Raw genomic sequence first — 21,146 nt, 5'->3', positions numbered from 1 at the left:
TTATGAGCTTCAATATTGCATTAACTGGCATTGCTGCCGCACAAAAAGACTTAGATGTAACAGCAAATAATATTGCTAACGTAAATACGGTAGGCTTTAAAGAGTCACGTGCTGAATTTGCTGATGTATACGCATCTTCGGTATTTAGTTCAGGCAAGACAAAAAATGGTGATGGTGTACAGACAACTATGGTGGCACAACAGTTTCACCAAGGTTCACTAAAGTTCACTCAAAACTCATTAGATTTAGCTATCACAGGTGAAGGTTACTTTGCCATGAGCCAAGATTTAGGGGCACAAGATTTTACTTATTCGCGTGCAGGCGCATTTAAACTTAATAAAGATAACTTTATTGTTGATGCTAAAGGCAATTACTTGCAGGGTTTTCCTGTTGATGAAGCTACAGGTGATACAACATCGGTAAGTTTAAGCACGTCATCAGCGTTACAGATCCCTGATTCATCAGGATCACCGCGAGCTACGACGAATGTTTACTCTTCGTTTAACTTAGACTCGCGTGCAACCTCGCCGTCAATAACTACTTTTGATCCTACAACGAGCGCATCATATAATAGCTCAACATCAACAACAGTATACGACTCGTTAGGTGAGCCGCATGTTTTACAGTTTTTCTTTGTTAAAACAAATTCTACAGTAACGGGTAATGACAATGAGTGGCAAACTTATGCGACCTTAGATGAAAAGCCATTTAGCCCTGCAGGTGTTGAAGAGACTGCTCCTCCTTACACACCATTATCAACCTTTCAGTTTGATTCTAGTGGTAAGCCATTAAACACAGATGGTGTCGCGAATACAGATAACACATTCAATCCATTAGCAATTCCAAGCGGTGCTGGTGCGGCAGTAGGGCTATCTGATTTATTAACAAATGGTGCCAGCTTCCCTGAAAATGTTACTGTTAATTGGCGCGATGAAGCGGCCACCGATAATAAAGTCCCGACTCAATATGCTAGTCGTTTTGAAGTTAAAGCACTTGAGCAAGATGGTGCTACTGTTGGACGTTTAGCCGGTATTGATATTGGTAGTGATGGTAAGATTGTCGCTTCATACAGTAATGGAGATACCTCATTCTTAGGGCAAGTAGCGATGGTGCGCTTTTCTAACTCACAAGGCTTACAACAAGCTGGTGATACAGGTTGGAAAAAAAGTTTGACGTCTGGTGAGCCAATCGCTGGCGAACCAGGTTCTGGTACTTTAGGTTCCATTAACTCTACAGCGCTTGAGCAATCAAACGTGAATTTAACGAATGAACTCGTAGATTTGATCAGTGCACAGCGTAACTTCCAAGCAAACTCACGTGCGCTTGAAGTGAATTCAACACTACAGCAAGCTATTTTGCAGATCCGCTAATCTCGTTCTAATATTTTTTATAATCCGACACCTAGGCTGCTATTTATTAGCAGCCTTTTTTATTTGCGATTGATTATTTTTTGTAACTTATCACGTCAGTTTATTGTGGCACTTATCTTGCATTTGTCATGTTATAGATTTTTAACGTGAGTCGATGTTATGGACAAGATGGTCTACATTGCAGCGTCTGGAGCTAAGCAAAGTTTGCGGGGCCTAGAGCTTAAAGCAAATAATTTAGCAAATGCCAATACCACAGGTTTTAAAGCTGACTTCGCACAAGCGCGTTCGATGCAAGCTTTTGGCGAAGGCCTGCCGACACGTGTATTTACCATGCAAGAGCGGCCTGGTTCCAATATGACTTCCGGCGGTATTGTTGAGACTGGACGTGATCTAGATATTGCTATGAGCGATAAAGGATGGCTTACGGTGCAAGATGCTTCAGGTAATGAGGCATATACAAAAGTCGGTACGTTGAATATCACTCCTGACGGCGCTTTGATCACCAGTCACGGGCGTCAAGTTATTGGCGAAGGTGGACCAATTATTTTGCCATTGCCAGTGGAGAAAATTGAATTTAGTGAAGATGGCTCTATCCAAGTTCGCCCGCAAGGAGCTCCAGCTAACTTTTTAGAAGTTGTTGATCGTTTGAAGGTGATCAAGGCAAATAATTCAGAGCTTGAAAAAGGTAATGATGGCTTATTTCGGCCAAAGCCTGAATTACTGGATAATGATATATGTGGATTTTGTGACATCTCTAATGATGTGAAAGTGATGAGTGGCACTTTGGAAATGTCAAATGTGAATCCGGTACACGAGATGGTAGATATGATAAACCATCAACGCCAATTTGAATTACAAGTTAAGTTAATGAAAACGGCTGAAGAAATTGACGAACGTCAAACTCAATTGCTGCGTATTGTTTAACTTTATTGAGAGGATATTAATATGAATCCTGCATTGTGGATAAGTAAAACGGGGCTTGATGCCCAACAAACTGACATTTCGGTTATCTCAAATAATTTAGCCAATGCCAGTACCGTTGGTTATAAGAAAAGCCGTGCTGTGTTTGAAGATTTACTTTATCAAAATATTAATCAGCCGGGTGGACGTTCATCACAAGATACTGAAATGCCCTCAGGTTTAATGCTTGGTGCTGGTACCAAAGTGGTTGCTAATCAGAAAAACTTTTCTCAAGGCAATATGTTAACCACCGAAAATTCATTGGATTGGATGATATCAGGGCCCGGTTTTTTTGAAGTTTTACAGCCTGATGGCAATATCGCTTACTCTCGAAATGGTCAATTTACCACGGATGAAGACGGCCGTATTGTTACTGCCGGCGCTGGTTTTCCCGTACAGCCAGAAATGAATGTACCTGATGACGCACAGTCCATTACTGTATCGCAAGATGGAGAGGTATCAGTACGTATCTCAGGGCAGCCAGAGAATGTGGTAATAGGTCAGTTAACGATCAGTGATTTTATCAATCCATCAGGTCTAGAGCCTGTAGGTCAAAACTTATATACCGAAACGGCAGTCAGTGGCGCACCTGTGCAAGGTAACCCTGGCCTAGAAGGATTAGGCACTGTTGTGCAAGGTGCACTTGAAACCTCTAACGTAAATGTAACTGAAGAATTAGTTAACCTGATTGAAACTCAACGGATCTATGAAATGAATTCAAAAGTGATTTCAGCGGTTGATGAAATGATGAGTTATATCAGTCAGCAACTTTAATTAATTCGGAGCAAAGTTATGCGTAATTTATCTATAGTCTTAACGGGTGCATTTATATTGAGTGGTTGTATGACAACTCAAAACCACAGCGTGGTTCAAGATGATCCATACTATGCTCCCATGTATCCAGAGCCTGCCGCAGAGCAAATCGTGCCGACAGGCTCATTGTTTGATAGTAATTTATCAAATGATTTATATTCAGATAAAAAAGCCTTACGTACTGGAGATATTATTACAGTTAAGCTGCAAGAATCGACGCAATCATCAAAAGCAGCTAAAACTGAAACGGATAAACAAAGTGATGCCAGCTTAGACCCTGTCATTGGGTTAGGCGGACTACCGGTTAATATTGGTGGTGATAGTATTCAGTTTGGTGTGGGCAGCGGTGCAAAATTCAAAGGTGATACTAAGTCAAACCAATCTAATAGTTTATTTGGTGATATTTCCGTGAATGTTATGCGTGTATTACCTAATGGTAATTTAGTGATCCGTGGTGAAAAATGGCTGACTTTAAACACCGGCGAAGAATTTATTCGTCTGGAAGGACTTGTGCGCCCACAAGATGTTACTGCAGATAATACTGTGACCTCTAATAGAATCGCGAATGCTCGGATTCAATATTCTGGTAAAGGGCAAATGCAAGAGACTCAAACGGCAGGGTGGTTAACTCGATTCTTCACCAGCTCTCTGTTCCCTTTTTAAAGGATGTTGATATGAATAGCTTGAAAGCGTTGCTGTGTATATGTTTATTAAGTTGGCACTTTAGTGCAAGCGCTGAACGTATTAAAGATGTCTCAATGGTTGAAGGCGTTCGCTCAAACCAGCTGGTTGGTTATGGTCTCGTGGTTGGTTTACCTGGCACCGGTGAGCAAAGTCGTTTTACTGAACAAAGCTTTAAAGCCATGCTAAATAGTTTTGGTATTACCATGGCATCGAATTTAAAACCCAAAATCAAAAATGTAGCTGCGGTTGCTGTGCATGCTGAGTTACCTGCATTTAGGAAGCCAGGGCAGACAATCGATATTACTGTATCGTCAATAGGTAGTGCGGGTAGCTTACGTGGCGGAACATTACTACAAACCTTTCTAAAAGGGGTTGATGGGAATACTTATGCTATCGCACAAGGTAGCTTAATTGTTGGTGGATTAGGTGTTGAAGGAGCCGATGGTAGTAAGATCGTAATGAACACGCCTACGGTAGGGCGTATTCCTAATGGCGCAACGGTTGAACGGGCAATTAAAAGTCCTTTTATGCAAGGTGATTACATAACCTTTAATTTAAATCGTCCAGATTTCACTACCGCTAAACGTTTAGAGCAAACTATTAATGAACTTATCGGCCCAGACAGTGCACATGCACTTGATGCCGCTTCAATACGTGTTATTGCACCGCGTGATGCGTCGCAGCGTGTTGCTTATTTATCTACGCTTGAAAATTTAGAGTTTAAACCAGCGGATACTTCGGCAAAAATTATCGTTAATTCACGTACTGGTACCATAGTGATCGGTAAAAATGTAAAGTTACAAGCGGCGGCAATTACCCATGGTGGCTTGACTGTTACGATTGCGGAACAGCAAAATGTATCTCAGCCTAACGCATTAAGTGAAGGGGAAACGGTCGTTACTAATCAAAGTATTATTGATGTTAACGAAGATGATTCTCGAGCCTTTGTATTCAACCCAGGTGTTAGTCTTGACGATTTAGTACGGGCAATTAACGAAGTCGGCGCAGCGCCCGGTGACTTAATGGCAATACTAGAAGCATTAAAAGAAGCGGGGGCCATCAGCGGTCAACTCGTGGTTATTTAACCATATTGACCCCCTAAGTTTGCGTTAACTCGCATTTAGGGGGGCTTGACTTGCATAATTAATCAACGCTTTTATACTTTCGCAAACTCGCAAACTCGCAAACTCGCAAACTCGCATTGGCTCAATTATTGCATTGTTAATAATATTATTAATCACTGTGTCAAATTGCTGATGGATACTAATCATCTCGATAAACAAAACTTCTTTGATTTAGGCAATCTTAATACGTTACGTCAAGATGCCTTAAAAAGTGGTGCCTCGCCTGAAGCATCGAAAGAAGCGCTAAAAAAAGCAGCGGCACAATTTGAATCTATTTTTACGCAGATGCTTCTTAAAAGTATGCGTAAAGCAAACGAAGCGTTTGAAGACGAAGACAGTCCTTTTAATTCCAGTGGTGTAAAGTTTTTTGAAGAAATGCATGATCAACAGTTATCAGTTGATTTATCTTCAAAAGGGTCATTGGGTTTAGCCGATCTCATAGTGCAACAACTTTCTCCTGATGGAAAAAACTTTACCCCTAGTTCAGTGCTGCGTACTGTTGATGATTTTACCAGTGATCAACGTGCAACAGTTACGAATACTGAAAACACGGCTGACACTCAGGCTGTCAATAGCAGCCCATCAACAGCGCAAAAACCTCAGTTTGAAAATGCAGAAGATTTTATTAGTAGTGTTTGGGAGCATGCAAAAACAGCAGCTGAAAAAATTGGTTTGAACCCTGCTGTGATGGTTGCACAAGCAGCTCTTGAGACTGGTTGGGGTAAGCATATTATTAATAAAAGTGATGGCAACAGCAGCTTTAACTTATTCAATATCAAATCAGATAGAAGCTGGCAGGGTGAGAAAGCCAATAAAATGACACTCGAATTTGAGCAAGGTACACCAGTAAAAAGACAAGCCAGCTTTAGAGCATATGATTCGATTAAAGACAGCGTGAATGACTTTGTGCAGTTTTTAACGGAAAACCCACGCTACCAAGAAGCATTACAAAATACCGCAAAACCGGCCGCTTTTTTAGACTCTTTACAAAAAGCCGGTTATGCCACAGACCCCAATTATGCCGAAAAAATTAAGCAAGTACTTAATCGTACAGAACTTAAAACACTGGCGACAACATTGGTTCGCCAAGGAGTAAATTAAGATGTCGTTTAATTTATTAGACATTGCAAATTCAGGCGTTCGCGCTAATTCAGAATTGCTACAAACGACCAGTAAAAACATTGCCAATATAAATACAGTTGGTTATGTACGTGAGCGTACAGAGCATATGACCATGATCGACAATCAAGTTGGTCGTGGTGAAACATATCGATTATTGAATGAATTTGCTCAAAAGCAGCTCAATCGCGATACTTCAAATAAAACCTTTTTTGATCAATTTGTTACAGAAGCAGGCCGGGTTGATAGCTTGTTTTCTCAAGAATCCAATAGCTTATCGAGCAGTATGAATTCGTTATTCAACAATGTGCAGGAAAGCTTAAATCAGCCATCATCAACAGTTGCACGTTCGTTGGTTATGACAGATGCAGAAAATTTGATTGATCAAATGGATCGTTTGTCAGGCATTGTATTTGATCAAAAAAACATCGTGAATGAGCAGTTAGAAATTTTTTCTGATGAAGCGAATACATTGATTCAAAATATTAGCAGTTTGAATAAGCAAATAGCTACGGTAAATGGTACGCGCAATGAGGCAAACTCAAGCACCATGTATAACGAGCGAGACCTTGCTATTCGTAAGTTATCGGAATTAATAGATGTAGAGACTCTTGATGGCCCCAACGGTGAAAAGCTGGTATTTATGGGCACCGGTGAATCACTCGTAATGCAAGACGGCGCATTTAATTTGTTTTCGATGGCGGGTGATCCGGATCCTAATTTTAAAGAATTACGTTTAGATATAAATGGCGGCAAAGCTGTGCCGCTTGATGTTGATGTAAGTAAACTTAAAGGTAAGATTGGTGGGTTACTAGCATTTCGTGATGATATTTTAGTGCCAGCACAAAACCAGCTTGGCCAAATGGGGCTTGCAATTGCTGATGCTTTTAACCAACAAAACCGTTTAGGGATGGACGGCAACGGTGAACTTGGTGGGGACATTTTTACAATTCCAACGGTTGGCGGTTACGCCTATCAAGCTAATACAGGTAACTCAAGCATGACGGCTACCCTAGAGCCTGGTAAAGGCAGTGAAATTCCTGCTAGTGACTTTATTGTTACTTATACCAGTGGTACAACGGTAGAAATACAACCTGTCGATAATAAAGGTGAACCATTAGGCTCTCCCTCAACCGCCAATATAGTTGCTGGCGTTATTGATTCATCGACTATGACCGGTGGGGAATCTTTTGGTTTACAATTAAATGTTACAGGAACCGGTAATGTTGGCGATCAATTTGCTGTAAAACTTAATGCAGAGGCTGCATCGAGTTTAACACTTGCCACCGATAGGCCTGAATCGTTAGCGCTTGCTTCACCAATCCGTACGGCTGATAACATAAACAACACTGGCAATGCCAATATTTCAGTAGGTAGTGTAAGTAGTGTGACTTCAGGTGGTTTTACAACTACGACACCTCCGGATCTTGCTAATGGCGATATCACGATAGTGAAAACTGCTAACCCAGATGAATACACAATATCAGATGGGGTCAATACAAGTACTTTTACAGTCACTCCGCCTGCTGAAAATATGCTTTCACAAGCTGGGAATGGTTTCGAATTATATGGCTTTGACTTTAATATTGAAGGCATACCAGCAACAGGCGATAGTTTTACACTGGAGTTTAATGAAGGTGGTTTTGATGATAACCGCAATGGCTTAATGTTGGCTGGGTTACAAAGTGGTGAGTTAGTTCGACAAAATGTGACCACAACTTCAACTGCAGATAATCATAAAACATTTAATCAAGCCTATGCAGGGTTAGTTACTGATATTGGTGTTGTAACCAATCAAGCGAAGACTAATGGCGCTGCTTTTGAGGCATTAGCTCAACAGTCTGAAGCCTGGTATGAGTCACTCTCGGGAGTAAACCTTGATGAAGAAGCAGCCAATTTATTACGTTTTCAACAATCTTATGCGGCGTCTGCACAAGTGCTATCAACAGCCCGTACAATTTTTGATACTTTACTTAATGCTGCGAGGTAATTATGCGTTTATCTAATAATTTGATGTACCAAAACAGTGTTAATTCGATTTTGAATAATCAGCAAAATGTCAATAAAGCACAAGAGCAAGTTAATACCCAAAAGCGAGTGCTTACAGCTTCAGATGATCCATCGGCAACAGCACGGGCGTTACTGTATACCGATCGTATACAAGCGAATGAGCAATACAGTAAAAATATTACTATGCTGACGAGTCGTTTAAATACCCAAGAAAGTGTACTTGAGAATATTAAAGGCTCGCTTGAAAAAGCACATACATTAGCAATTCAAGCTGGTAATGGTGTTTATACAGATATAGATCGTGAAGGTATTGCTGAAGAGATTAAATCTATACAAAGTAGTGTGCTTGATTTAATGAATGCTAAAACTGAAGATGGGAAGTATATATTTTCAGGCTATCAAGATAATACCCAAACCTATTCGCTTGATTCTTCAACTGGCAAATATGTTTATGGTGGCGACCAAGGCCAGCATAAAATTAAAGTAGCGGAAGGAGTTGAAATTAAATCCAGTGATAATGGGGTTGATACGTTTGAAAAGGTCAATGCACGTTTAGACGTCGCCTCGAATGATGGTGTTGCATCAGGAGGGATCACTAGTGCAAAAGTGTATGTGCGTGAACAAGCTCAGTTTGACTCTTTTCATAAAGCAAATTATAACGCTGATCCTGCTGCCGCAGTCGGAGCAAATACGTTTAATATTATAACGACAGCAGGTACACCTAATACTTATCAGGTTGAACAAGGTGGAAGTGTGATCAGCTCTGGCAGCTTTGAGGGATCACAAATTAAATTTGCAGGGTTGGAAATCGACATTAGCCCCGTGGCAAATGGGCAGGTAGACTTTACTTTAGAAGCACCGCAAAAAGAAAATATTTTAAACACCTTAAATGATTTGATCGCAGGACTGACTGATCCAACAATTAGCCAAGAAGATTATGAGCAAGTATTGGCAGCGGCCATGATCCAGATCGACAATAGTAAAAATCAGGTCTCTTTAACGCAGGCTGGTTTAGGTGGGCGGTTAAATACAGCTGAAAAAATCACGCAATCTAATAGTGACCTTGATGTAAATAACAAATCTTCTCGTGCAGATTTAATTGAACTCGATATGGCTGAGGCCATTACTGAACTCACGAAGCAAGAAACTGCACTACAAGCCTCGCAGGCAACTTTTGGCCGCTTGGCTAAATTATCACTGTTCGATTACTTATAAGTAAGTAAAGGAGTAAGGCAATATATTGCCTTACTCTCGTATTTCTTCAGCCTTTTAAGATCATCTCCTTACTATTTAACAGCTTAATAATTTCCTGAAGAAAAAGACCTGTACAATAATCTTTTATTCGTTTAATGGAATTCATTAATTAAACAATTTAAAAATTCATTAAATTACAAGAGCTTAAAAAATAAAGTTAAAAAAATTAAAAAAAAGCTAAAGGATTTTTTTGCTAGACCGATAACTTAATTAACCAAGCAAAGCGTTGTAAATAACAACCACTGCTTAATCTAGTAAGTTTGAGAGTAAATGATAAGTTTACTTCTGGAGAGATATCATGGCTTTATATGTAAATACAAATGTTAGCGCGTTAAACGCACAAAGACAATTAAATAATTCTGGTAATGCACTGGATACATCATTCCAACGTTTATCATCAGGTTTTCGTATTAACAGTGCGAAAGATGATGCGGCTGGCCTACAAATTTCTGACCGTTTAACATCACAAATTAACGGTTTGAACCAAGGTAACCGTAACGCGAACGATGGTATTTCACTAGCACAAACAGCTGAGGGTGCATTAGACGAAGTAACATCAATGTTCCAACGTATCAGAACATTATCACAGCAAGCAGCTAACGGCTCAAATACTGATGAAGACCGTTTAGCGGTGCAAGAAGAGATTCGCTCTCTTTCATCAGAAGTTAATCGTGTTGCTGCAGATACAACGTTTGGTGGTCAAAACCTATTAGATGGTTCTTTCTCGGCTAACTTTCAAGTAGGTGCAGATGCCGTTCAGAATATCAGCTTTAGTATGGCATCGGTTGGTGGTACGGCTAACTCTATCGCAGCTAATGGTGGTTTCACCATGTCAGGTATTGCAGGTGTTGCCAGTGCGGTAACCGGCGCTAGTTTAAGTGCGACAGCTGGAACAATCAGCTCGCAAGTAGGTGCATCAGCAGACCAAACAGCATTTTCATCAGTATTTACTGCTGGTGGTATCAGTGTATCTTCACAGGCTAATGCGCAAGCTGTAATGGCTGGTATGGATTCGCTTATCGCGGTTGTTGATAAAAAACGAGCTGAGCTGGGTGCGGTACAAAATCGTTTTCAGTCAACGATTCGTAACCAATCAAATATCTCAGAGAATCTAAGTGCTGCAAAATCACGTATTAAAGATACTGACTTTGCTCAAGAAACTGCAAACTTAACAAAAATGCAGATTCTACAACAGGCTAGCCAAACAATTCTTAGCCAGGCTAATCAACGTCCACAGGCTGCATTAAGTCTTCTAGGATAATTGGTTGGAAATAGTCAATTAATTGACTAAGAATGTAGCGCCTTTGTTTAATGGGGTATTAACAAAGGCGCTGAAACGGATTGATAAAGCGGAGGCGCTTAAAAATCCTGTATTGTTCTAACATTTGTAAGAACATAAATTATTAAGCATAAAATATGCCAATAATTAAAACCTACTCTCAAACTTATCTTCAAAGGGCCTTATAGGCCCTTTTCTCTTTTTTTCTAATTCAATGCAACTCTATCTATAAAGTTGGCCTAAAGATTGCTCAATACTTATTAAGTTTTTAAATTAACCTGCAAAGTGGCAGTTTATTGCCCCGGGCCAATCTTACTTGGCTGCTGTAACTAGTCACTTTGTCAAAACTCCACTCATTTTAGAGTGGCTTTAATTTGACAGATAAGAAGAGAGTTTATTATGGCTTTATTTGTAAATACGAATGTTAGTGCGCTTAATGCGCAAAGACAGCTTGAAAGAACTGGAAACGACTTAGATACTTCCTTTAAACGTTTATCATCTGGTCTGCGTATTAACAGCGCGGCGGATGATGCTGCTGGTTTACAAATATCGGATCGTTTGCAATCGCAAATCTTGGGTTTAAACCAAGGCAACCGTAATGCGAATGACGGTATCTCGCTGGCACAAACGGCTGAAGGTGCGCTTGATGAAATTACTTCTACATTTCAACGTATCCGAACACTTGCTCAGCAATCAGCAAATGGCTCTAATACAGATGAAGATAGGCTCGCTATCCAAGAAGAGATTAGACAGTTATCTGATGAGGTTAACCGAATTGCCACGGACACTACATTCGGTGGTCAAAATTTATTGGATGGCTCTTATTCTGCAAGCTTTCAGGTTGGTGCTGATGCTGTACAGACTATTGGTTTTAGTATGCAGTCTGTTGGCGATACAGCTAATTCTCTTGCTGCTAATGGTGGTTTTACTATATCAGGTGTTGCCGGTGTTGCTTCAGCCGTGGGTGGTAAAGCACTTTCAACGCTCGCAGCTAATGTAAGCTCAGTTGATGGCGCAACGGCATCAACAACATTAGATTTTTCTTCTGTATTTACAGCTGCAGGTATTAGTGTGTCATCACAAGTAAATGCACAGGCTGTGTTTGCGGGTATGGATTCTCTAATAGCGGTGGTTGATAAAAAACGCGCTGAATTAGGTGCGGTACAAAACCGTTTTCAGTCGACAATACGAAATCAAGCTAATATTTCTGAAAATTTAGCCTCTGCTAAATCAAGAATTAAAGATGCTGATTTTGCAATGGAGACAGCTAACTTAACTAAAAACCAAATTTTACAACAAGCGAGCCAAACAATATTAGGCCAAGCAAATCAAAGGCCTCAGGCTGCATTAAGCTTGTTACAGGGTTAAAATAGTATAACGTTGTTAAAAATTTATAAATAAAGCTAAAGTTTCCGTTTTATCTGACGATAACTGACTTAGAGAACTAAAAATCTAGGACTCTCAGTCTGGAGTAATAACAGGGTAGGGGTATCCCGTTGTTATTCTATTTAAAATGATAAAGCGGAGGCTATTATGGCTTTATATGTAAATACTAATGTGAGTTCATTGAACGCACAGCGCCAGTTGATGAAATCTGGTAACCAGCTCGATACATCCTTTCAACGTCTATCATCAGGTTTTCGCATTAATAGTGCAAAAGATGATGCTGCAGGCATGCAAATATCTAACCGTTTAACTAGTCAAATAAATGGTTTGAATCAAGGTAACCGAAATGCTAATGATGGGATCTCACTTGCGCAGACTGCTGAAGGCGCACTTGATGAGACTACGTCAATGTTCCAGCGTATTCGTACTCTTGCTCAACAAGCTTCAAACGGTTCAAATACAGATGAAGACCGTTTAGCAGTACAAGAAGAAATTCGTTCATTATCAGAAGAAGTGAATCGTGTTGCTGCAGATACAACATTTGGTGGTCAAAATCTCCTAGATGGTTCATTCTCAGCTAACTTCCAAGTTGGTGCTGATGCTGTACAGAATATTAGCTTTAGTATGGCTTCTGTTGGTGGCACTGCAAACTCGGTTGCGGGTAATAATGGCTTTACTATGTCAGGTATTGCAGGTGTAGCAAGTGCTGTGACAGGTGCAAGCTTAAGTGCTACTGCGGGAACAATTAGTTCGCAGGTTGGTGCTTCAGCTGATAATACCGACTTTGCAACTGTATTTACAGCAAGTGGTATTAGTGTATCTTCTCAAGCTAACGCACAAGCGGTAATGGCTGGTATGGATGCAATGATTGCAGTAGTTGATAAAAAGCGTGCCGAACTCGGTGCTGTGCAAAATCGTTTTCAATCAACTATTCGTAACCAATCTAACATTTCAGAAAACTTGAGTGCTGCTAAGTCACGTATTAAAGATACTGATTTCGCTGCCGAAACAGCTAATTTGACTAAATCTCAAATATTACAACAAGCAAGCCAATCTATTTTGAGCCAAGCAAACCAGCGTCCACAAGTAGCATTATCGTTACTAGGCTAGACGGTTAATTAGGTCATTATTGAGATATTGTCTCGATAATGACTTATACTTTGTTTGTATTTTGAAGGAGAGCTACTATGGCTGACTTAGGTGGAATAATTAAATCGAGTGAAAACTTCACCGCTAATTCATCTTTTACAAATAAAAATGAGTTAAACGAAGCAAGTAAAAAAGCAACCGTTGAAAAAGCTGGTACAAAAATTGCAGGTAGAGAGCCCGCACTTGTTGATAATAGTCAGCAACTTGATTCTGAAAGTGAAAGAAAAGCACTGATCGACGAAGTGAAAGAAAACTTAGAGAAATTAAATAAATATATTCCTGTGACGGCTACAAATTTAAAATTTGAATTTGATGAGCAGGGTGATCCACCAATAATCAAAGTGTTTGATAAAACAAGCGAAGAAGTTATTCGTGAAATTCCAACTGAAGAGTTTAGAGAAGTTGCTAAAGCTTTAGATGAATTTGCCGATAAACTTACTAATAAAGGTTTGTTACTAAATCAAACCGTATGATATTTTTTGGAACAGATAGTAGGAGAGAAGTATGCCACTTATAACATCCGCAGGTATTGGATCTGGGCTGGATCTCGAAAGTATCATTACAGCATCTGTTGATGCCGAAAATGTTCCAAAAATGAATGCCTTTGCAAAAAAGGACAAGTCGTTAGAAGTTGAATTATCTTCAATCGGAGAGATCAAGTCTGCGTTATCCAAGCTACAAGACACAATAAAAAAGCTAGCAGATCCTGATAATTTCAATAAACGTATTGCTAATATCACTCAACCAACAAGTGATGACGGTGATCTCGTCTCAGTTACCCCAACAAAAGATATTACGCCTGGTAATTTTAAAATTGAAGTTGTTGCACTTGCTCAAGGCAGTCGTGCAACGTCAAACGATGCCGTACCTCCTTTGTTTACATCTACTGACGATGTGGTCACTGCTTCTGGAGGCACCTTGTCATTTGCTGCTGGAGACAAAAGCTTTGACCTAACTCTTGATGCGGGTGCGACATTAGCTGATTTGCGTGACGCAATTAATGACTCGGATGATAATTTTGGTGTAACAGCAAATATAATAAATACTGGTACTGAGTCAAAGCTGGTTCTTACTTCGAGTGTGAGTGGCGCTGGTAATGACTTGGTAATTACCAATGATAATGCTGAGCTAGACAATGTATCTACAGATGCTAATGGTGGAGCTTCTGGTAGCGGTGGTATTGGTATAACAGCTGGAAATGAAGCAAAAAGTGCAGTTATAAAAGTAGATGGCATAACAATAACAAATGACACCAATACCTTTAAAGATGCTGTACAAGATATGACGATCACTGCTAAACGACAAAGCGTTGATGGAGAGACGGCAAAGTTAGCTGTTAGCTATGACCGTGAGAGCGTTACAACATTAATTGATGAATTTATTGCTAATTATAACAATGCTATAGGGCAGTTAGGTCTGCAATCGAGAGTTGGTAAACCTTTAAATAGCGATGCAACCATTCGTACTTTGAGCTCGCAAATGGTCAATATGCTTTCTACAAATTTAACGGATGCAGGGCCTTTCACAAGTATTTTCGATATTGGCTTGGGTGTTGATAAGAAAGGTTATCTAGAAAAATCAACTTTAGTCCGCAGTTTAAATACAGCAATGGATGAAAATTTTGATGATATCGGAAAGGCTTTTGCTGGTGAAAATGGTGTTGCTAAACAGTTCGAATCTTTTTTAGATAATTACGTAAGTTCAAAAGGCATTTTAAAGCAAAGAGAAGATAATTTAAATACACAGGTCACTGATTTAGAAGATGATGTACTAAAGCATGAATTTAGAATGACCGAATTAGAAAGTAGGCTTAGAAAGCAATATGCGGGTTTAGATGTGTTACTGGCGCAAATGCAATCAACACAACAGTACTTAGGAGCGCAGCTTGCGAGCTTACCTGGATTTACAAGAAACAAATCATAAATTAATTTTGATTTAAAAGGGTTTTAATATGTATAACGCCAAAGTAAAAAATTATCAGAAAGAAGCACTCAAGACCCGTGTTGCGGGTGCTGATCGCTATGAAATAATTCAAATGTTAATGGCGGGTGCGATTGAAAAAATGGTGATGTCTAAAGTTGCTATTGAAAGAAAACATATGGAAGCGAAGGCCGAACATTTATCTAAAGCGACTGCTATTATTGAAGCCTTAAGGGGCTGTTTAGATTTTAAAGTTGGTGGTGAAGTGACTGATAATTTATATGCACTTTATTCTTATATGATAGATCGCTTAGTTGATGCAACAATAAAAAATGATCCTGCAATTGTTGAAGAAGTATCTAATTTATTAAAAGAAATAAAGTCTGCTTGGGATGCTATTCCTCATGATGTTCGAGAAAAAACACTTAGTGAAAATGGTATAGATGCTAATGTCGGCTAGTTTATTGTCTCAGTTAGTCCCCGATTTGTCTGTAATTAATCAATATTTAGCTGAAGGTGATATAGAGTCAGCTCAAAGCAAGTTACTATTAATTGATAGAACATTGAAAGCACTCTTTGCCTCACCTGAGAACCTCAGCGAAAACGATGTGTTATTTTTATCGGATTTTTCAATCAAATTGAATACTACGGTATTAGAGATAAGCCTCAAAAAACAGCAGGCTGCAAAAGAACTTGGTGTTCATATTAATACGCAAAAAAAAATAAATGTGTATAAAAATATCAAGTAGGTAACCGACATGATAAAGAATATAGATATTAATAACGAGCTTGAGCACATCTCAGAAAAACTTGAAAAAACTATTAAACATCAAGAAAGAGAGGCTATTTTTGCTACAGAAGCAAATGAGCGATTTGAAAAGAATTGGCAATGTTTCACTCATTATTACCCTGAGATTGTAGCAGCTTTATCTAAGCTGCAACTCCGCGATGATTTTTGTATTCATGTCACGCAAAGTGGTCATGGAAATATTATACCTAAAAATGCATTAGCTCTCCTTTATTCTCAAAACCCTCTCGAGCAGAGCCAGGAGCAGGTTAGGCGTCAGATTGAACATCCTGTTTTTAGCTTAACAGATTATACAGGCTACCCAGATAGCAGTTCTGATAAACGTCTTCATACAGAGTATATGGTTAAGCTTGGTCAGTTTATGCGTAAATTGCGCAAGTATGACGAGAAAAAAATAGCCCAATTACCTTGTCACTTCCCATCGGGAATTATTTTTGGAGTGGGATTAGGCTATCACATACCTGAATTATTAAATCATACTGAGTTTGATTATTTATTTATTATTGAGCCAGATATCGAGCAGTTTTATGCAAGCTTATTTTGTATTGATTGGTTTGATGTTATTAAAAAAATTGATGACCAAGGAAACTGCCTTTTCTTTAATCTGGGAGCAGATAAAAACACGTTTATTCAAGATTTAGAAAATGTAGTTGAAGATATAGGAGCATTTTCCGCTGTAAGAAGCTTTTGTTATCAGCATACACCTGGACGTGAAATTAATGAGTTAATAGCCAACTGGGCTGCGGATTATTTTCGTTTTCAAATGGGGCACGGCTTTTTCAATGATGCAATAACTGGGTTTGCACACTCGATAGCTCATATTGAAAGTAATCAGTCTTTTCTTACAAATAAAGCGAGTTTACCTGCTTCGTTATTAGATATACCTGTATTTATAATTGGCAATGGCCCATCTTTAGATGAAGCTGTTGAATATTTGAAAAATAATCAGAATAAAGGGATTGTTGTAGCTGCAGGATCTGCCATTGTTTCTTTAGAGCGATTGGGGATCCAGGCGGACTTTCATGTACTAGTAGAAAGACCTTATGCAAACTACAAAATAGTCGCTGATTCCTTACCGATCGAAGCGTATAAACGAGTTAATTTACTAGCCGTTAATATGGTCCATCCTAAGACAACCGAGCTATATAAGTGGTCAGGGTTAGCATTAAAAGGGAATGAAGGTGGTACTGATTTCATTAATTTTTTATCATTAAAAAATCGCTCTAAAACACTGCCATTAATTCCATATAGTAATCCACTTGTATCTAATACTGCACTCTCGTTATTTTTAAATTTTGGTTTTAAAAATGTGTATTTATTTGGTGTTGATAATGGAAGCTTACCCACAGGTAAACATCATAGTGATCACAGTTTTTATAAAAAAGATAAAGATGATGAAAAAGGAATCAGTTGTGCACCTGTCACGGAAAAAACTTTACCTGGTAATTTAAGTGATAGCTTTGTTTACACTAATGATTTATACAAAGTATCGCATAGCCAAATAGAAAAGCTGTTGGAAATATTTCCTGCAGTTGATGTATTCAATATTGGTAACGGGGCTAAAATTAAAGGCGCTATTTCATTAGCTGCTGATATATTAATTGATCCAGAAAACAGCTTAGATAAGCCTCCTTTGCTGGAGTTAATCAAGACGCGATATTTTGAAAACCTGAATTTGGATAAATTAAACGATGAAGATTACGAAATACAGCGCTTTATTGATATGTGTGACCATCTGTTAGTTATTAGTAACGAGCCTTATACAACAATCAAAGAAGCTGCAGATTTGCTTAAAAGACAGCAACGGTATGTGTATTCATTTAAAAATTCACCATTAGGTCATATTTATCATATGATGAAAGGGTCATTATTATATTATCACTGCCCACTAATTACATTGCTTTATAGTTATGAAAATGAAACGTTTACATTAGAACAATTTGATGAGCTTTTTTTACTTTGGCAAAATTATATTGTTGATATGAGAGACTACTTTGAAGATAACTACAAAAAGCCCTGTGATTTTCTTAATGATGAACAGCTTAAAATTATGAACCAAGGCTCGTAATCTTTTATACCAGTTTTTGGGCACGCTGATAACTCTCGGGCGTGCCTATATCCATATATTCATTATCTACGATCCACCCTTGCATTTTTCCAATCATGTTAGGCACTATGTCTTTGCTTAAATCATAAAATTTATCTTCTTTTAATTCTTTAAAATACCGCTCATAAACAGAATTAGAAAAAACAAAGAGTGCTCCGCTTGCGATATTTCCAGGAGGGTTAGCTACTTTCTCATGAAATTCATGGATGACATTATTGGTGTCCATAACTACAATACCGCATTGACTCGGTTGACATGAAGTAAACAGTAGTAGTGACACATCTACGTTGCCCGGTTTAGTGTTATGAACGTGAATTAAGCCTTTTAAATCACTGAGGCAGAAATTATCAGCATGGATCACAATCACTTGTTCATCTTTCCAAAAGTGAGCATTTTTAATTAATGTGCCGCCAGTACCAAGTAATGTACTTTCTTTAACAATGGTTATTTTATTTCTATAGGGCGATTGGCTGATGTAGCTTTCGACCTGCTCAGCTAGATAATGGACGTTAATTAGTATTTCAGATACACCTAAATTATCTAGCTTCTCTAACCAGTAAGATAGAAGAGGGCGTCCGGAGATTGGCACTAAACATTTTGGAATTGTATTAGTCAAAGGTTTTAACCGAGTGCCTAATCCTGCTGCTAGCAATATCGCTTTCATATATTTTTGAATGACTCCAGTACTCGTTGCTGGAGCGTGTTAAAAGACAGTGGCTGATTTCCTAGTGTATCTACTTGGCAAGCGGCTGCAATACTTGCAATATAAAATGCCTGCCACGGTGTTGCACCTGAGCACAAAGCAAGGCTACTGGCAGCTAAGAAGCAATCACCAGCTCCCGCAGGATCAACCGCATTACGGTTAATCGCAGGAAGCATATCATTTTCCCATTGGCCATTTTGATCTGGTAGATGGATAAAAATACCTTCTCCCGCAAGGGTAATAACCAACGACATCGGATTAGCTTTTTCACACAGTTTTTGCGCTAAAATAGGTAGACCATCATCAATGTTATTCAGAGCAACACGGACTTCTTTTTCTGTTGGTGTTATTAGCATCATATCTTTATAACGGGCAATGTCACCAACTTGAGAAGAGGTTTGGCTGTCTGCGACAACACGTACATTGTTTTCTTTGCATAAAGCAATGACTTTATCGACCAGAGTTTGAGGTAATAATCCATAATTAAAATCAGAAAATACCAGTAAATCGAAGTTGTTAATACTACTTTCAAGTTGCAAGTATAAATCGGTTTGAATTTCTTTAGAAATTTTATGCTGTCGAACTTGATTGACCCTTAGAAGTGTTTTATTCCCAGCTCTATATCGTGATTTTAATGGTGTAGGGCGACTGCCATCATCGAAAAGTATAGTATCAATATTGTATGCGTTAATATGATTTTTTACGTAATCAGCTTTATCATCTTTGCCAAGTACCGAGAAAAGCGTAACTTGATTAGCTCCTAGCCCTTTTATATGACCTGCTGTAATTGCTGCTCCGCCTAAAAATGTATCCGTTCTATCTGGTGTCATCACTATGGTAGGATCCTCCTGAGATAAGCCTACCGCAGTACCTTGGATATATTCATCGACGATTATTTCGCCAATTACAGCAACACGGTTTTCACTAAATTGAGAAAATACCGTGTTGATTGATTGATAATCAAACTGATGCCTTGTTGCATAACTTTGGCATTTTTTGTAATCAAAGTTATGACCATGGCTTATTGTTCTTGTAATATATTGTTCGGAATTAGATTCGAACTCACCAGAGCCAAAAATAAGCTTTCCTCCGTACATTTCAACAAGAGCATGCTCAGGATTGTGCCTACTTTCAAACTCTTTACCTTTCACGACAATATGAGGCTTGAGGCTCTTTACGGTTTCTGCTGGAGTTAAATCTGATAAAAATGCTTCATTCACACATTCGAGGGATTGAACCATCTCTAGGCGATGTTGTTCGTTTACCCGACTCTTTAACCCCATAGATTTGTCGCTGTTAACAGCAACAATTAGTTTATCACCACACTCTTTTGCAAAACGAAGTAAGCGAATGTGGCCAGGGTGTAAAATGTCAAAGTTTCCTTGAACAAGGACTTGCTTATTCATACTTCAATATTCTCAAAAGTAATGATGGCTCTGGTAATTTCTCTTCGTTCGAGCGCCGATATTGCTTCATTGATTTGATTCAAAGAATAGCGATGGCTTATCAAAGAATTAATAGATATTTCAAGTTTTTGAATAATATCTGCAATCGATTTTAAATCTTTGTCTGGATTACAATTACCTCCCCAAGTTCCAAAAATTTGCTTTCCACAAATTAGTTGATGAGGATCTAACTTTATAAAATCGCCAGTTTTTGGATGTGAGGCAAAATAGCATTTACCGCTGTTATGTATATTATTAAAAGCGAATTCTATGGTTTCACATAGTCCAGCACTCTCAATAGCATAATCAAAGCCGTTAGGGTGTTGCTCTTTGAGTAAAGCTAGGCTTGCTTCTTCATATAAATAAGCTTCATCGGCGCCTAGTTGTAGTGCTAAGTCACATTTAGATTGTTCAATATCTACAACTATGATTTTTTTTGGTCTGAAATGTTTAAGCATTAATAGTGCACTTATGCCTATACCACCTAGTCCGATTAATATCACATTACTATTAGAGTGTGGTTGTATCTGGTTTAGAACCATACCGGCTCCTGTGGGGAGGGCGCAACCGAGTAAAACAGCTAACTCATTTGAAATACCTTCAGGGCAAATGGTTACTCTATTCTCAGATATAACAGAGTACTCTGAAAAAGTCGTAACTGGACCTGCATTGATAATTTGACCCTCTTTGCTAATTAGATGTGTCCCACCGGAATCGATTCCACTGCCTTTTAGCCAACCAAGAACGACACGATTTCCTTGTTTAACCTTGGTAACACTATTGCCAACTGCTATTACTTCACCTACACCTTCATGACCCATTAAGTGGGGCAAATACTTGTCTTCTCCTCTAAGGCCTTTACTCTCCATCAGCTGGCTTCTACACAAGCCAGCCATATGCATTTTCACCAGAACTTGATTATCTTTCAAATACGGTATTTTTAAATCGAGTAGTTGAAGGGGCTGCTCTATATCTATTAATACACCTGCTTTAAAATAAGTTGGAATATTCATAT

The 21,146-nt window shown here is 38.8% G+C and carries 19 protein-coding genes; 16 read left to right on the top strand and 3 right to left on the bottom strand.

What is annotated here, in order from left to right:
* The first annotated feature begins 2 nt into the window (after window positions 1–2).
* The 16 genes from flgE to H5163_RS08425 all read left to right on the top strand — a co-directional run bounded on the left by flgE (window position 3) and on the right by H5163_RS08425 (window position 17,944).
* Complete coding sequence (gene flgE / locus H5163_RS08500; RefSeq protein ID WP_182732600.1) at window positions 3–1,370, top strand: flagellar hook protein FlgE; 1,368 nt, start codon at window positions 3–5, stop codon at window positions 1,368–1,370.
* 159 nt (window positions 1,371–1,529) lie between these two features.
* Window positions 1,530–2,294, top strand: coding sequence for a flagellar basal body rod protein FlgF (locus H5163_RS08495; protein WP_145239537.1), 765 nt, complete (start codon window positions 1,530–1,532; stop codon window positions 2,292–2,294).
* A gap of 21 nt (window positions 2,295–2,315) precedes the next feature.
* Complete coding sequence (gene flgG, locus H5163_RS08490; RefSeq protein ID WP_145239534.1) at window positions 2,316–3,104, top strand: flagellar basal-body rod protein FlgG; 789 nt, start codon at window positions 2,316–2,318, stop codon at window positions 3,102–3,104.
* An 18-nt stretch (window positions 3,105–3,122) separates the two neighbouring features.
* Entirely contained in the window at window positions 3,123–3,806 is a 684-nt protein-coding gene (gene flgH / locus H5163_RS08485) for a flagellar basal body L-ring protein FlgH (protein WP_145239531.1), read from the top strand.
* An 11-nt stretch (window positions 3,807–3,817) separates the two neighbouring features.
* The gene (locus tag H5163_RS08480) at window positions 3,818–4,912 is read left to right on the top strand and encodes a flagellar basal body P-ring protein FlgI (protein ID WP_145239528.1); all 1,095 of its coding nucleotides are present in this window, start codon (window positions 3,818–3,820) and stop codon (window positions 4,910–4,912) included.
* Between the two features lie 171 nt (window positions 4,913–5,083).
* Window positions 5,084–6,052, top strand: coding sequence for a flagellar assembly peptidoglycan hydrolase FlgJ (flgJ, locus tag H5163_RS08475; RefSeq protein WP_182734919.1), 969 nt, complete (start codon window positions 5,084–5,086; stop codon window positions 6,050–6,052).
* A gap of 1 nt (window position 6,053) precedes the next feature.
* Window positions 6,054–8,060, top strand: coding sequence for a flagellar hook-associated protein FlgK (flgK, locus tag H5163_RS08470; RefSeq protein WP_145239522.1), 2,007 nt, complete (start codon window positions 6,054–6,056; stop codon window positions 8,058–8,060).
* A gap of 2 nt (window positions 8,061–8,062) precedes the next feature.
* On the top strand, window positions 8,063–9,295 hold the full coding sequence (flgL, locus tag H5163_RS08465; RefSeq protein ID WP_145239518.1) for a flagellar hook-associated protein FlgL: 1,233 nt from the start codon (window positions 8,063–8,065) through the stop codon (window positions 9,293–9,295).
* A gap of 337 nt (window positions 9,296–9,632) precedes the next feature.
* Window positions 9,633–10,595, top strand: coding sequence for a flagellin (locus H5163_RS08460; RefSeq protein WP_182730995.1), 963 nt, complete (start codon window positions 9,633–9,635; stop codon window positions 10,593–10,595).
* 417 nt (window positions 10,596–11,012) lie between these two features.
* Window positions 11,013–11,981, top strand: coding sequence for a flagellin (locus H5163_RS08455; RefSeq protein WP_182718208.1), 969 nt, complete (start codon window positions 11,013–11,015; stop codon window positions 11,979–11,981).
* Window positions 11,982–12,146: 165 nt separating this feature from the next.
* Complete coding sequence (locus tag H5163_RS08450) at window positions 12,147–13,109, top strand: flagellin (RefSeq protein WP_149981562.1); 963 nt, start codon at window positions 12,147–12,149, stop codon at window positions 13,107–13,109.
* Window positions 13,110–13,186: 77 nt separating this feature from the next.
* Entirely contained in the window at window positions 13,187–13,621 is a 435-nt protein-coding gene (locus H5163_RS08445) for a flagellar protein FlaG (protein WP_149981560.1), read from the top strand.
* 31 nt (window positions 13,622–13,652) lie between these two features.
* On the top strand, window positions 13,653–15,071 hold the full coding sequence (gene fliD / locus H5163_RS08440; protein WP_182734918.1) for a flagellar filament capping protein FliD: 1,419 nt from the start codon (window positions 13,653–13,655) through the stop codon (window positions 15,069–15,071).
* Between the two features lie 28 nt (window positions 15,072–15,099).
* Window positions 15,100–15,528: a flagellar export chaperone FliS gene (fliS, locus tag H5163_RS08435; RefSeq protein WP_149981556.1), complete on the top strand. Its 429-nt coding sequence runs from the start codon at window positions 15,100–15,102 to the stop codon at window positions 15,526–15,528.
* Complete coding sequence (locus tag H5163_RS08430) at window positions 15,518–15,817, top strand: hypothetical protein (RefSeq protein ID WP_182730998.1); 300 nt, start codon at window positions 15,518–15,520, stop codon at window positions 15,815–15,817. The genes fliS and H5163_RS08430 overlap by 11 nt, the downstream gene beginning before the upstream one ends.
* Window positions 15,818–15,826: 9 nt before the next feature.
* On the top strand, window positions 15,827–17,944 hold the full coding sequence (locus H5163_RS08425) for a 6-hydroxymethylpterin diphosphokinase MptE-like protein (RefSeq protein WP_182734917.1): 2,118 nt from the start codon (window positions 15,827–15,829) through the stop codon (window positions 17,942–17,944).
* Window positions 17,945–17,948: 4 nt separating this feature from the next.
* Here H5163_RS08425 and H5163_RS08420 read toward each other — a convergent pair whose 3' ends face one another.
* From H5163_RS08420 to H5163_RS08410, 3 genes are read right to left on the bottom strand one after another with little or no spacing between them, the layout of a single operon-like run.
* Entirely contained in the window at window positions 17,949–18,647 is a 699-nt protein-coding gene (locus tag H5163_RS08420) for a nucleotidyltransferase family protein (RefSeq protein ID WP_182731000.1), read from the bottom strand.
* Entirely contained in the window at window positions 18,644–20,092 is a 1,449-nt protein-coding gene (locus H5163_RS08415) for a PfkB family carbohydrate kinase (RefSeq protein ID WP_169019238.1), read from the bottom strand. Before H5163_RS08415 ends, H5163_RS08420 begins: the two co-directional genes overlap by 4 nt.
* Window positions 20,089–21,144, bottom strand: a complete 1,056-nt coding sequence (locus H5163_RS08410; protein ID WP_145239471.1) for an alcohol dehydrogenase catalytic domain-containing protein — start codon at window positions 21,142–21,144, stop codon at window positions 20,089–20,091. Before H5163_RS08410 ends, H5163_RS08415 begins: the two co-directional genes overlap by 4 nt.
* Window positions 21,145–21,146 lie beyond the last annotated feature (2 nt).

This window comes from Pseudoalteromonas sp. SG44-8 (assembly GCF_014164125.1).
Taxonomy (GTDB): Bacteria; Pseudomonadota; Gammaproteobacteria; order Enterobacterales; family Alteromonadaceae; genus Pseudoalteromonas; species Pseudoalteromonas rhizosphaerae.
This window is presented reverse-complemented; position numbering and strand designations above follow the sequence as displayed.